The organism is Pseudomonas sp. GM74 (genome assembly GCF_000282455.1).
Classification (GTDB): domain Bacteria; phylum Pseudomonadota; class Gammaproteobacteria; order Pseudomonadales; family Pseudomonadaceae; genus Aquipseudomonas.
In genome coordinates this window covers 1-13,347 of record NZ_AKJG01000056.1, presented here as the reverse complement: position 1 = coordinate 13,347, position 13,347 = coordinate 1, and the positions used below count along the sequence as shown (strand labels likewise).

Below are 13,347 nucleotides of genomic sequence, written 5' to 3'. Positions count from 1 at the left end.
GTCAGTCGACATTTGTGCTGTCTGACACACCGCTTTCGCGAGCAAGTCCGCTCCCACAAGGGGGATGTTGGTGTATCAGGGATTGCTGACCAGTCCCAACCACTCGGTAAACAACCGCACCTTCGACAAGCCCTGCTTGTCATTCGCCACATCCAGCCAATAGCCATAGGGCCCGACCACTTCCACCGGGGTGATCGGCAGCAGGCTGCCATTGGCCAGTTCCTTTTCGATCATCTGCCGGTCGATCACTGCCAGCCCACCGCCCGCCAGTGCGGTGTGGATCACCTGGTCCAGGGTGCTGAACTCCAGCCCTTGCCCGGCATCGATGTCGTCCCGGCCCATGGCTGCCAGCCAGTTCTCCCAGACCTTCAGGCGTTTGCCGTCGTGCAGGATGTGCAGCAATGGAAATCGCCGCAGGTCCGGCGGCTCGCCGTCGCTGAACAGTTCCGGGCTGGCCACGGCAATGTGCCGCTCCATCACCAGCAAGCGGCTGTTGCAATGGCTGGCGGCCTCGAGGCCGAAGCGGATGTGGCAGTCGATTTCCGCAAGACCCTCGTGGCCCATCTGGTTGGTCACGCTGAGGCTGATGTCGGGATAGCGCTGAACGAACGCTCGCAGGTGCGCCGACAGCCAGCGTGTCGCCCAGGTGGGCGGCGCGACAATGCGCAGGCGCTGGCGCAGATTGGGCACGCGTACTGCTTGCAGGGCGCGTTCGATATGGTCGAAGGCTTGCGCCAGATGCGGCGAGAGGGCGGTGCCGGTTTCGGTCAGGGTCAGGCCCTGGGGCGTGCGGACGAACAGCGCGACGCCGAGGTAGTCTTCAAGCTGTTTGATCTGCCGGCTGACGGCGCCCTGGGTGACGTTCAGCTCCAGGGCTGCCTGGCTGAAACTGCGATGCCGCGCGACCTCTTCGAAGACGCGCAGCATATTGAGCGAGGGCAGTTGACGCATGTAAGAAGGGCTCCGCACCGGCTGCCGGTGTTGCGTGGGGCAGGTTTGTTTTCAGTCGTTCGGTGGAGCCTATATGACTATCAGCAAGGCGCTGAAGCAAGTGTTGTTTCGGCTGGCCTCTTCGCGAGCAAGCCCGCTCCCACAGGGATCACCACTGAACCTGTGGGAGCGGGCTTGCTCGCGAAAGCGTCCTTGCAGACGCTACAAATCCCGGATCAGAAGTAATACCCGATGTTCACGTACAACTGATTCTCCCACTGATCAGTCCCACCCGCCCCAAGGCTCTGGGTATAGCTGCTGCCGCCAATGTACGGATCGTTCTTGCCGAACAGCCATTCGGTGTAGACCCACAATTTGCTGACCGCGAACGAGGTGCCGAGGATCATCCGTTGGGAGGTCTTGAAATCATCGGCGGATTTGTCGAAGGCGCTGTAGTTGGCGTAGAGCTTGACCCCGCTGACCTGGTCGAACAGGTACTTGCCGGCCACGTCATAGCTGACGTCCGCCACGTACAGGTTGCCGCGGCTGGCGACGTTGTAGGTGCCGTCGTAACCACCGAGGGTCACCAGCTCATCGGTGCCGGGGTTGCGCGGTGACATCTGCTGCCGCGCCGCCTGCAACTGCACGCCCCAAGGGCCGTTCTTGCCCAGGTAGTGCACGGCCACGGCATTGCGCCGGCCGTCATTATCGGTGTCCCTGTTCTGAATGCTCGACGTCAGGCCGGACAGGCCGACCTCGGATTTCCACGGCCCCAGGTCCAGCGCCTTGGCCACCCGCAACACCACGGTGTTGCGTTCCTGGTTGTCGCTGCCGTCGGCCACATAGCTATCGGCTTGCGACACCACGCTGGAGTAGGTGACGCCGTTGCTGGTGCCCTTGCCTTGCCACGCCGGACGCAGGTAGTAACCGGCCTGGACGTTCCAGTCACCGCTTTGCTGGATGTACTTGGCGCCGACCTGTTGCAAATCTTCCAGGCCGATGACGTTGCCCAGGGTTTCGTAGAAGGTGCTGCCGAAGTACGGCTGCAAACCGAACGGCACCGAGTTCAGGCCCACTTGCACCTGCTGGTCGGGGTTGAACTTGTAGCCGGCCCACGCGTACTTGGCGAACTGGATGTCGCCGTAGTTTTTGGTGTACTGGTAGGGGTAGGAGCGACCGTAGAAACGGTACTGGGCTTCACCGATCCAGGTGTCGGAGTTGTACTTGGCGCTGAGAAACACGGTGTCGAGGCCGAACTTCTGAATGTCGCGATCCGGGTCGTAGTCCCAGCGGGCACGGACGGCGCCGCCGAGGTCGAGGTTGTCGGTGACCTGGACCGCCATGGCCGGTGCTGCCAGGGCGCCAAGCACCGGTATCAAGGCCATGTAATGGATAGCGCGAAGGGTAGGTGTGCGCAAAGTCTTACTCCCGTTTTTTGATTTTTGTTGGCAACAGCAACCCCGGCCGCAGCGAATGCTGCAGCGTGGGGGAAAGGGTTTTCCGGGCCGATGGCCTAGGGGCGGATCAGTCTCAACGCAGGGCCGTCGACAGGGCTGGCCGGTATCGCCGAAGCGCCGGGGGCCGCCGCCAGCAGCGTCTGGGTGTAGCTGTTGTGCGGTCGCAACAGCACCTGTTCGGCAGTGCCGTACTCGACGACTTCGCCCTGACGCATCACCGCGATGTAGTCGCTGATCTGCGCCGCCACCCGCAGGTCGTGGGTGATGAACAGGATGCTCAGGTTCAATCGTTGTTGCAGTTCGGCGAGCAACTCCAGCACCTGCTTTTGCACCGAGACATCGAGGGCCGAAACGCTTTCGTCGGCGATCAGCACTTGCGGGCGCATCGCCAATGCACGGGCGATACCGATACGCTGGCGCTGGCCTCCGGAAAACTGCCGGGGCTTGCGCTTGAGCGCGTCGCGCTTGAGCCCGACCTGCTCAAGCAAATCACCGGCCTCAGCCCAGGCATCCTTGGCCGACAAACCACGCAACTGCGCCGCGCGAGCAATGATGTCGCCGACCCGGTGGCGTGGATTGAGCGAGCCATAAGGGTCCTGGAAAATCATCTGGATGCGCCGCCGATTGGCCGCCAGCTCCGCGCCGCGCAAGGCCAGGAAATCGGTGTCACCGACCCAGACGTGACCGCTGTCGCTGTCCACCAGACGAATCGCCGCCTTGACCAGCGTGCTCTTGCCCGAGCCGGACTCGCCGACGATGGCCAGGGTCTTGCCCCGTGGCAATTGCAGCGAGACATCCCGCAGCGCCGCCACCGAGCGACCACCGACGTTGTAGGTCTTGTTCAAATGCTCGATGCGCAACGCCAGTTCGCCGTCGGCGCTGGGTACGTGCAATTCCGGGTGCAACGCCGGCACCGCCGCGATCAATTTGCGGGTGTACGGGTGCGTAGGGGCATTGAGCACCTGGTCGCGCTCACCGATTTCCACCAGTCGTCCACCTTCCATCACTGCGATACGGTCGGCGATCTCCGCGACCACTCCGAAGTCGTGGGTGATGAACAGAATCCCGTGCTGGCCGCGCCCGCGCAGTTCGCGCACCAGTTTCAGCACTTGCGCCTGGGTGGTGACGTCCAGCGCCGTGGTCGGTTCGTCGGCGATCAGCAGGTCCGGGTTCATCGCCAACGCCATGGCAATTACCACACGCTGGCATTGGCCACCGGAGAGCTGGTGGGGAAAGCTGTTGGCGATCCGTGGCGGGTCGGGCAAATGGGTCGAGTCGAGCAGAGCGAGCATGCGTTCGCGGCGCTCGGCGGCAGGCATTTGCGGTGCATGAATGTCGAAGATTTCTTCGACTTGCTGGCCGATGCGGATCGCCGGGTTCAATGCCGCCATGGGTTCCTGGAAGATCATGGCGATGCGATTGCCGCGCAGCTGACGCAAGGCATCGTCCGGCATGCGGCAGATGTCGTCGCCGAGAAAATCGATCACCCCTGCGCTGTGGCGCAGGCCTTTGGCGTAGTCGCCCATGATCGCCGCCGAGAGCACGGATTTACCCGAGCCGGACTCGCCGATCACGCAGAGGATTTCACCCTTGCGCACATCCAGGCTGATGCCGTGTACGGCGTGGCTGCGGTCGGCGCCGGCCGGCAGTTCAATGGAGAGGTTCTCCACGCGCAGCACTTGTTGCAGGTTCTGTGGGTTGCTCATGCTCAGCTCCTTGCGCCTTTCTGGGCGTGTTCGTCCAGACCGTCCGCCAACAGGCTCAGGCCCAGCATCAGGGTGGAGATGGCAATGCACGGGAAGATCACCAGGTGCGGGAAGGCGATGGCCATGCTGCGGCCTTCGTTGATCATGCCGCCCCAATCCGGAGTCGGCGGTGGCAGGCCGAGGCCGAGGAAACCGAGGGCGCCGATCATGATCGCGGTGTAGCCGATGCGCAGGCAGAAATCGACGATCAGCGGCCCGCCGCAGTTGGGCAGGATTTCCACCAGCATGATGCGCAACGAGCCTTCGCCCTGGGTGATGGCGCTGAGCACGTAGTCCCGGGAACGGATGTCGATGGTCAGGGCGCGCATGATGCGAAAGATCGCCGGGGCGCTGGTGAAGGTCACTGCTATCAGAATGTTCAGCGCCGAAGCACCGAGGGCGATGATGATCACGATGTACAGCACCAGCACAGGGAACGACAGCACGGTGTCGGCGACATAAGACAGGAAAGCGTCGACCTTGCCATTGAAGTAGCCGGCACACAGGCCCATGGCGATGCCCACGGCAAACGCGGTCAGGGTGGCGAGGATCGACCAGAACAGCACGGTACGGGTGCCCCAGACCAGCCGCGAAAGAATGTCCCGGCCAATCATGTCGGTGCCCAGCAGGAAGCTCTGGCCGCCGGGGTCAGCGGTCATCGGCGTGAGCAGCGGGGAAAAGCTTGCCAGCGGATCATGGGGTGCCAGCCACGGCGCAAACGCGGCTATCAGCACCCAGCCACCCACCAACAGCAGGCCGAGCAGGGCTAAAGGATGTTTGAACGATTGCAGGAAGCTCATTGGCCACCTCCGCCAAGACTGCGCAAGGTGATGCGCGGGTTGAGCCAGGTGTAGGCCAGGTCGGAAAAGATTTTGGTCGCGCCAACCACTGCACCACTGATCATGGCGCAGGCTTCGATCAGGTACACGTCGTGGTTCAGCGAGGCGGTGTACAGCAGCGAGCCGAAGCCTTTGTAGGCGAAGAACACCTCGACCACGATCACGTTCGACAGCAGCCACGGGATGTACAGCATGATCACCGTGATCGGTGCGATCAGCACATTGCGCAGGGCATGGCGCAGGACGATGCGCGAAGTCGACGCACCCTTGAGGCGAGCGGTGCGGATGTACGGCGCCTGCATCACTTCGACCATCGAGGCGCGGGTGATGCGCGCCAGATAGCCGATGCCGAACAGGCACAGGACCATCAGCGGCAGGCCCAGTTCGGCGGCGTTGAAACCTTCGCTCATGCTGCTCACGCCCGGCAGCCAGTTGAGCCAGAAGACGAAGATCGCCGAGACGAACACCGCGCTGGCGAAGTCCGGAATCGAGGTGGTGACGATCGACAGGAACGACACCAGGCGGTCGACGAGTGAGCCCTGGCGAATGCCCGCCAGAATGCCCAGGGTCAGGGCCACCGGCACCATCACCAGCAAAGCCAGCCCGGCAAGGATCAGGGTTTGCCCGAGGTTGGGCAGCAACAGATTGATCACAGGCTCACGAAAGTGCACCGAAGTGCCCCAGTCGCCGCTGACGAAATCCTTCAGCCACACCAGGTAGCGCCACAGGAACGGCTGGTTGTAGCCATGTTCCACCAGCCACGCGGCGCGCTGGTCGGCGGCGGAGTAGGGGCCGAGGACGTTGATCGCCACGTCCTCGATGTTCAGTTCCAGGGCGACGAACACGATCAGCGACACCGACAACAGGGTTGCGATCAACGCCATCAATTTGCGTAACAGAAATTCAGCCATGCTTGCAGGCTCCGGCTAATCAAGGGATGCCGGCCCGCCGCACCGGTCGGTGGGCGGGCACATGTGGGGCTGCGCGTCAGGCGCTCAACCAGATTTCATCCATTGGGTAGAAGTCCGAAGGGTGAACCTTGAAGCCCTGGACCTTCTTGCTGGTGGCGGTGAACTTGTCACCCCAGAACGGCTGCACCATCACGGCGGCGTCCTGCAGGATGCGCTCGACGTCCTGCATCGCCAGGGCGCGTTGTTTCGGATCGATGATGCCCATGGCCTTGTCCAGCGCGGCGTCGAACGCCGGGTCGCTGTAGTGGCTTTCGTTCCAGGCGGCGCCGCTGCGATAGGCCAGCTCCAGGGACATCACGCCCAGCGGGCGGTGCGCCCAATAGGTCAGGCTGAACGCTGCTTTGTCCCAGATCGGCCAGTACTGGGTGGCCGGGATGACTTTGAGGTTGATGCGGATACCGGCTTCCAGGCAGTTCTGTTGCAGGATTTGCGCGCAGTCCTGTTCGTAGCGGCCTTGGGTGTTGCCGACGATCAGGTCGATGTCGATGCCGTTGGGGTAACCGGCTTCGGCCAACAGCTTTTTCGCCCCGGCGACATCCCGCTCGCGCTTGGGCAGCGGCGAGTATTCCGGGTGGGAGGGGGCGACGTGGTGGTCTTCACCGAGGGTGCCCATGCCGCGATAGGCGATCTTCAGCATTTGCGCGTTATCGGCACACAGCACCACGGCTTTGCGGATGCGCACATCGGTAAACGGTTTCTGGTCGCAGGCCATGCGCATGACCACGGTTTGCGCCGACTTGCAGCTGAGCAATTGGGCACCCGGCAAGCGTTTGGCCAGGTCCAGTTCGGCGACGGTGACGCGGTACAGCACGTCCACTTGACCGGCCTGCAACGCTGCCAGATGGGTGGAAATGTCGGTGCCCATGTCGACGTAGCGCAGTTCGTCGAGGTTGGCCGGTTTGCGCCAGTAGTCCGCGCGTTTGGCGAAGGTGGCTTGCTTGTTGACCGCGAATGAAACCAGCTTGAACGGGCCGGTGCCGATCGGGTTTTTGGTCCAGTCGTCGCCGGCCTTGAAGCTGCGGTGAACGAGGGTGCAGGTGAAGGCGCTGAGCATTTCCGGGACGGCCAGGATCGGGCGCTTGAGCACCAGGCGGAATTGGTACGGGCCGGTTTTTTCGAAAGCTGCGATGTCCTGGAACGCGGTTCGGTTGACCGACTTGGAATCGGCGGCGATCCAGCGATTGATGTTGTGCTCGACGTCATCCGAGGTGAACTCGTCGCCGTTGCTCCACTTGACACCCTGGCGCAGGTTGAAGGTCCAGACCTTGAGGTCTGCGGACGGGCTCCAACTCTCGGCCAGGTACGGGTGAGTGATGTTCTCGGCATCGACCCAGGTCAGGAACTCCAGGGAATTGCGCAGCAGGTTCGACGCTTCGATCCAGGTGATCAGCATCGGGTCCTGGATTTCCTGGATGGCGCAGGCAAAACGCAGGCTGCCGCCCTGGCGCGGTGGCTGGTCCTCGGCGGCGAATGCCGAATCACTGAGCAGCGCCGAACCGATAAAGGTGCTGGCGCTGGCCACGGTGACGCCCAGCAGGGCGGCGGTGCGCAGGAATTGCCGGCGATTGATCTCGCCGCTTTTGACCTGGGTGCAAAGGTCGTTTACCGCTGGATGCGGCAGGGCGCCGTCCAGAGTCTTTAACTCGTCGAGATGGGGCATGGGGCAGCTCTCATGTTGTTTTTATTCGAGATGGCCGCAGTTTTGTCAGGGGGGCAAAGAACGACAAACGATAATTTCATCGGTTAAACGTTCGATAAATGCATGTTACTGGCGCAGGGCGGTGCCAGCGCCTGATATAGACAGGCTGGACGCGACTCCTGTGGGAGCGGGCTTGCTCGCGAAAGCGGTGTGCCAGATACATCAATGTTGACTGACACACCGCTTTCGCGAGCAAGCCCGCTCCCACAGAAAAGCAGTGCGCGGTGATGTCTGAATTGTCCTGCACAACACAAAATCGCATGTTACTCAGGAAATTTCCTACGTGGCGTGGGATGCTTATTACCTGGTCAGCTTTCCACGAGTGCCTTTTCATGAAACGTAAAATGCCCGGCCTGAATGCCCTCAAAGCCTTCGAAGTGGCCGGCAGCACCGGCAGCTTCACCCGGGCCGCCGAATTGCTCAATGTCACCCAGAGCGCGGTCAGCCGCCAGGTGCGTCAGCTCGAAGAGCAACTGGGCGAGAGCCTGCTGGAGCGGCGGCATCATCACCTCGACCTGACCAGCGCCGGCCGGGTGCTGTTGCGGGCGCTGCACCAGTCGTTCGACAAGATCGAGCTGACGGTGCGCAGCATCCAGCAGAAAACTCATTCCAACCGTCTGCACATCAACGCGCCACCGACCTTCACCAGCCGCTGGTTGATGCCGCGACTGGGGCGCTTGCGTGAGCAGCATCCGGAGCTGGAATTGAGCATCACCACGCGCTTGCAGGACAGCTTGGCGGAGACCAGCACACTGGATTGTGCGATCCGTTTCGGCGATGGCGAATGGGACGGGCTGGACAGTTCGCTGTTGATACAGGAGCGGCATATCGCGGTGTGCGCGCCGTCCCTGTATGCGCGGGAGTGGAGCGAGCAGGGCCTGGACCTCAATCGGCTGACGCTGCTGCATGTGCTGGCCCGGGAAGACCAGCGCTACCTGACCTGGAAACACTGGCTGGACGCGGCGCGCATCAGTGGTGTCGACACCCAGGGCGGTTATGAATTCGACCTGCTGGACCTAGCGATCCAGGCCGCCACCGATGGCCTGGGGATCACCATTGCCGACTGGCACATGGTTGCCTCGGAACTGGCCAGCGGGCAGTTGACCCAGGTGCTGAATGTGCACGTCGACGGGCATCAATCCTACTGGCTGGTGACCCGGCCGGAGCAGACCGAGATGCCGCAATTGCAGGTCTTCAGCCAGTGGCTGCAAGAGGAAGTCTGGTTGGCGCAAAGGCAGTTGGAGCCCTCTACCGCTGCTGTCTAGTCACCGCTGAACCCCTTGTGGGAGCGGGCTTGCTCGCGAAGGCGTAGTGTCAGACACCAACGCTGTCACTGATCCACCGCTTTCGCGAGCAAGCCCGCTCCCACAGGGGGTTGCATCGTTTTCGGGGTAACCTGCATTTTTCGAATGTTTCACCGCTCAATAAATCGTTTGTTCTACCCGGTCTGCATGACAAGACTGGCGGTATTGAAAAAAACAACGATGGGCGATTCACATGCGACTCGAGCGAAATTTTGTTAACGGCCACTTCATTGAACCGGTCAGCGATGCGCTGATCGCGGTCTACAACCCCGCGACCGAAGCGCTGGTAGGCCACGTCTCGGCGGCCACGGCCGATGAAGCCACGGCGGCGGTCGAAGCGGCCCAGGCGGCACAAAAAGTATGGGGCAAGCTCACCAGCATTGAACGCGCCGATTACCTGCGTGCCTTTGCTGATGCTCTCGAGGCCCGCGCGGTCAACATCGGTGAGGCCCTCGCCGCCGAATCCGGCAAGAGCGTGGCCGACGCCAGCAACGAAGCCCGTTACGCGGCGCAGATCACCCGCTATCACGCTGAATGGGCGCGTCGTATCGAAGGCGAGATCATTCCCAGCGACTCCCCGAACGAAAACCTGTTCCTGCACCGCGAGCCGATTGGCGTGGTCGCGTGCCTGATTCCGTTCAACTACCCGGTCTACACCCTGCTGCGCAAGATCGCCCCGGCGCTGATCGCCGGCAACACAGTGGTGGTGCGCCCGAGCAACAACACGCCGACCTCGGCCTTCGAAATCGCCAAGGCTGTGCAGCAATCCGGTCTGCCGGCGGGCGTGGTGAACATTCTGACCATGGACCACGGCACCGCCGCCGTGGTCTGCACCCATAAAGCCGTGGGCCTGATCACCCTGACCGGCAGCGTCAATGCCGGGCGCATCGTGCTCGATTACTGCAAGGCCAATATCGCCAAGCCGTCCCTGGAACTGGGCGGCAAGACCCCGGCGATCATCGAGGCCGATGCCGACCTCGAAGCCGCCGCCAGTGCCATCGTCGCTTCCAAGACCACCCACTGCGGCCAGTTGTGTACGGCGGTGGAGCGGGTCTATGTGCAGGAAAGCGTCTACGACAAATTCCTCGGCCTGCTGAAAGAGAAAATCAGTGCGGTGAAATTCGGCGACCGCGCCACCGATGTCAGCCTGATGGGGCCACTGGTCAACGCCAGTTCGCAGCAGAACATCCACGCCATGGTCGAGCGCGCCATTGCCGACGGTGCGGTGCTGGAAACCGGCGGCGTGCTGCCTGAAGGCAAGGGCCATTTCTATCCGCCGACCCTGCTCAGCGGCTGCCGTCAGGACATGGAAATCATCCAGGAAGAAATCTTCGGCCCGGTGCTGCCGGTGCTCAAGTACCGCGACATCGACGAAGCGCTGGCCATGGCCAACGACCACCAGTTCGGCCTGTCGTCGGTGCTCTACACCGAGAACTACCGCACCGCACAGAAAGTCGCCAACGCCATCGAGGCCGGTGAGTTGTACGTCAATCGCACCCCGGCCGACCCGTACCAGGGCTTCCATGCCGGTTGGAAACGCTCGGGCCTGGGCGGTGATGACGGCAAGCACGGCATGCTTGAATTCACCCAGACCCGTCTGGTGGTGATGAAGTATTGATTTACCCGGAGCACCCCTCTCGCTTATGTGGGAGCGGGCTTGCTCGCGAATGCAGAGTGTCAGCCTCCATCAATGCCGACTGATCCACCGCTTTCGCGAGCAAGCCCGCTCCCACATTGGCCTGAGTACACCCGAGATATATAAAAACAATTATTCGAGCGCCCGGACCACCGGGCGCCAGAGGTCTACTCGATGTCCAAGCAAGCATCCACTGCTGCCGCTGTTCAGGGTTCGAACGCGGGTTCAAAAAGTCAAAGTGACAAGGGAAGTCGTTATTTCCAACTGATGCTGTTGGTGCTCGCCGCCGGTGCGATCTACCCGATCCTGTACCTGCGCCAGGTCTACCAGACCACCATGCTCGAAGTGTTCCAGATCAACCACAGTGAACTGGGATATCTGTACTCGATGCTGGGCACGATCTTCCTGTTGTCGTATCTGCCCAGCGGCTGGCTGGCGGATCGCATCGCCCCACGCTTTCTGATTTTCTTCTCGCTGGTGGCTACCGGCGCCCTGGGCCTGTGGTACTCCACCGCGCCGTCGATGACCGGCCTGATGATCATCTTCGGTTGCTGGGGCCTGACCACCGGTTTGACCTTCTGGGCCTCGGTGCTCAAGCGGGTGAAGATGATTGCCCATCACTCCGAGCAAGGCCGCTTCTTCGGCATCCTCGACGGCGGTCGCGGTCTGGTGGAAGCCTTGCTGGCGACGGTTGCCCTGGGCCTGTTCGCCTTCGCCACCGAAACCCGTGGCGAGTCGGCGGCCGAAGGCTTCAAGCACGTGGTTTACCTCTATGCCTTCACCTGTATCGCCATCGGTTGTGTGCTGGTGCTGATCAAGGATCCGAAGTCGATGGAAGACACGGCGGCGGTGGAGAAGGGCAAGTTCAATCTGCTCAGCGACCTGGCCACCCTGGTGAAAATCCCTGAACTGTGGCTGGTTACCGCCATTGTGTTCTGCGGTTACCACATCTTCTGGGCCACCTACAGTTTCTCCGATTACTTGCAAGGTGGCGGCATGACCGCGGTCATGGCCGGCACCATCACTACCATCAAGTTGTGGATGCGCCCCATCGGCGGTATCGGTGGCGGTTGGTTGGGTGACAAGTTCTCCAACATTTCGGTACTGGTCGTCGCGTTGTTCCTCGCGTCCCTGGCGATGATCGGCCTGATCGTGTTCCCGGCCCTCAACAACCTGGGCCTGCTGATCGGTACGGTGATTTTCATTGGCCTGATGACCTACGCCATTCGCGGGCTGTACTGGGCGATTCTCGATACCTGCAACATCCCGCTGCGCATCACCGGCCTGGCCATCGGCATCGTCTCGGTGGTGGGTTACCTGCCGGATGCCTTCATTCCCTTGATCAATGGCTACCTCACCGAGCATTTCCCCGGTGCCTTTGGCTACAAGCTGTATTTCGGCTACATCGCGTTCGTCGGCCTGCTCGGGACCCTGGCAGCCCTGACACTGCGCGCACGGATCAATCGTCACTCTTTGAACAAGCCAACTTTGAACAAGACAGGTGCCTGAGATGAAAATCGTCGCCCTTGAAACCCATATCGTTGCCGTTCCACCACCGCACATCGGCGGGATGTACTGGCTTTTTGTCAAGCTCAAGACCGACTGCGGCATCGAAGGCGTCGGTGAAATCTACGCCGCGACCTTTGGCCCCAAGGCCATGGTGCCGATCATCGAAGACGTGTTCGAACGCTACCTGCTGAACCAGGACCCGCACCACATCGAACGTTTTTTCCGCCAGGCTTATTCGAGTGGCTTCACCCAGCGTCCGGACCTGACCATGATGGGCGTGGTCAGCGGCCTGGAGATGGCCTGCTGGGACATCATTGGCAAGGCAGCGAACAAACCGGTGTACGAGTTGCTCGGCGGCAAGGTCCACGAAAAGCTGCGTTCCTACACCTACCTGTACCCGGTCAACAGCAAGGGTGAGTACGACTACGACGACCCGGACCTGGCCGCCGAGTGCGCCATCGAGAACATGAACAAAGGCTTCACCGCCGTGAAGTTCGACCCGGCAGGCCCGTACACCGCGTATTCCGGTCACCAGATTTCCCTGGAAGTGCTGGAGCGCTGCGAGACCTTCTGTCGCAAGATCCGCGAAGCGGTGGGTGACAAGTGCGATTTGCTGTTCGGCACCCACGGGCAAATGGTGCCGTCCTCGGCGATCCGCCTGGCCAAGCGCCTGGAGAAGTACGACCCGCTGTGGTTCGAAGAGCCGGTGCCGCCAGGCCAGGAAGACGCGATGGCGCAAGTCGCGGCCAAGACCAGCATCCCGATTGCCACCGGTGAACGCCTGACCACCAAGTACGAATTCTTCAAGTTGTTGCAGGCCGGCGGCGCGTCGATCCTGCAAATGAACGTCGCCCGCTGCGGTGGCCTGCTGGAAGCGAAGAAGATCGCGAGCATGGCCGAGGCGTATTACGCGCAGATCGCCCCGCACCTCTACAACGGTCCGATTGGCGCGGCGGCGAGTTTCCAGCTGGCGACGTGCACACCGAACTTCCTGATCCAGGAAAGCATCATGACCTGGGGCGGTTTCCATGCCGAAGTCCTGACCAAACCCTTGCAGTGGGAGGACGGCTACATCATCCCGTCCACCGAGCCGGGCCTTGGCGTGGAGCTGAACATGGATGTGGTGCGCAAGCATTCGCCGTACACCGGTTCACGCCTGCACCTGCAAATGGCGCCGACCCCGGCTGACGTCAAAGACACATCGCCGGCCAGGGGCTGACGGGAGAGGGCGCAATCCCCCTGTAGGAGCTGCCGCAG

Annotated in this window: 10 protein-coding genes; 4 read left to right on the top strand and 6 right to left on the bottom strand. The window is 61.8% G+C overall.

Annotated features, from left to right (window positions below; genetic code table 11):
- Positions 1–75: 75 nt before the first annotated feature.
- From PMI34_RS14340 to PMI34_RS14365, 6 genes are all read right to left on the bottom strand, one after another.
- Positions 76–951 (bottom strand): LysR substrate-binding domain-containing protein, encoded by an 876-nt coding sequence (locus tag PMI34_RS14340; RefSeq protein ID WP_008049958.1) that lies wholly within the window; start codon positions 949–951, stop codon positions 76–78.
- 215 nt (positions 952–1,166) lie between these two features.
- Positions 1,167–2,315 carry a hypothetical protein gene (locus PMI34_RS14345; protein ID WP_032829656.1) on the bottom strand — a complete coding sequence of 383 codons (1,149 nt, stop codon included), beginning with the start codon at positions 2,313–2,315 and terminating at the stop codon, positions 1,167–1,169.
- 128 nt (positions 2,316–2,443) lie between these two features.
- A complete protein-coding gene (locus PMI34_RS14350; protein ID WP_008049955.1) occupies positions 2,444–4,093 on the bottom strand; it encodes a dipeptide ABC transporter ATP-binding protein in 1,650 nt (549 codons plus the stop codon).
- A 2-nt stretch (positions 4,094–4,095) separates the two neighbouring features.
- Positions 4,096–4,932 carry an ABC transporter permease gene (locus PMI34_RS14355; protein WP_008049953.1) on the bottom strand — a complete coding sequence of 279 codons (837 nt, stop codon included), beginning with the start codon at positions 4,930–4,932 and terminating at the stop codon, positions 4,096–4,098.
- Complete coding sequence (locus tag PMI34_RS14360; RefSeq protein ID WP_008049951.1) at positions 4,929–5,882, bottom strand: ABC transporter permease; 954 nt, start codon at positions 5,880–5,882, stop codon at positions 4,929–4,931. Before PMI34_RS14360 ends, PMI34_RS14355 begins: the two co-directional genes overlap by 4 nt.
- Before the next feature lie 76 nt (positions 5,883–5,958).
- Positions 5,959–7,602 carry an ABC transporter substrate-binding protein gene (locus tag PMI34_RS14365; RefSeq protein WP_008049950.1) on the bottom strand — a complete coding sequence of 548 codons (1,644 nt, stop codon included), beginning with the start codon at positions 7,600–7,602 and terminating at the stop codon, positions 5,959–5,961.
- Between the two features lie 371 nt (positions 7,603–7,973).
- On the opposite strand from PMI34_RS14365, the gene PMI34_RS14370 reads away from it, so the two are divergent.
- The 4 genes from PMI34_RS14370 to PMI34_RS14385 all read left to right on the top strand — a co-directional run bounded on the left by PMI34_RS14370 (position 7,974) and on the right by PMI34_RS14385 (position 13,309).
- A complete protein-coding gene (locus tag PMI34_RS14370) occupies positions 7,974–8,906 on the top strand; it encodes a LysR substrate-binding domain-containing protein (RefSeq protein WP_008049949.1) in 933 nt (310 codons plus the stop codon).
- A 232-nt stretch (positions 8,907–9,138) separates the two neighbouring features.
- Entirely contained in the window at positions 9,139–10,563 is a 1,425-nt protein-coding gene (gene aldA / locus PMI34_RS14375) for an aldehyde dehydrogenase (protein ID WP_008049948.1), read from the top strand.
- Positions 10,564–10,755: 192 nt separating this feature from the next.
- Positions 10,756–12,090, top strand: coding sequence for an MFS transporter (locus PMI34_RS14380; protein ID WP_008049947.1), 1,335 nt, complete (start codon positions 10,756–10,758; stop codon positions 12,088–12,090).
- Between the two features lies 1 nt (position 12,091).
- On the top strand, positions 12,092–13,309 hold the full coding sequence (locus tag PMI34_RS14385) for a mandelate racemase/muconate lactonizing enzyme family protein (RefSeq protein WP_007995183.1): 1,218 nt from the start codon (positions 12,092–12,094) through the stop codon (positions 13,307–13,309).
- Positions 13,310–13,347 lie beyond the last annotated feature (38 nt).

What these genes read in the sequence shown, in the direction of transcription:
- PMI34_RS14340 (WP_008049958.1), bottom strand. Translation starts at nt 951, where the DNA reads ATGCGTCAACTGCCCTCGCTCAATATGCTGCGCGTCTTCGAAGAGGTC.
- PMI34_RS14345 (WP_032829656.1), bottom strand. Translation starts at nt 2,315, where the DNA reads ATGGCCTTGATACCGGTGCTTGGCGCCCTGGCAGCACCGGCCATGGCG.
- PMI34_RS14350 (WP_008049955.1), bottom strand. Translation starts at nt 4,093, where the DNA reads ATGAGCAACCCACAGAACCTGCAACAAGTGCTGCGCGTGGAGAACCTC.
- PMI34_RS14355 (WP_008049953.1), bottom strand. Translation starts at nt 4,932, where the DNA reads ATGAGCTTCCTGCAATCGTTCAAACATCCTTTAGCCCTGCTCGGCCTG.
- PMI34_RS14360 (WP_008049951.1), bottom strand. Translation starts at nt 5,882, where the DNA reads ATGGCTGAATTTCTGTTACGCAAATTGATGGCGTTGATCGCAACCCTG.
- PMI34_RS14365 (WP_008049950.1), bottom strand. Translation starts at nt 7,602, where the DNA reads ATGCCCCATCTCGACGAGTTAAAGACTCTGGACGGCGCCCTGCCGCAT.
- PMI34_RS14370 (WP_008049949.1), top strand. Translation starts at nt 7,974, where the DNA reads ATGAAACGTAAAATGCCCGGCCTGAATGCCCTCAAAGCCTTCGAAGTG.
- aldA (WP_008049948.1), top strand. Translation starts at nt 9,139, where the DNA reads ATGCGACTCGAGCGAAATTTTGTTAACGGCCACTTCATTGAACCGGTC.
- PMI34_RS14380 (WP_008049947.1), top strand. Translation starts at nt 10,756, where the DNA reads ATGTCCAAGCAAGCATCCACTGCTGCCGCTGTTCAGGGTTCGAACGCG.
- PMI34_RS14385 (WP_007995183.1), top strand. Translation starts at nt 12,092, where the DNA reads ATGAAAATCGTCGCCCTTGAAACCCATATCGTTGCCGTTCCACCACCG.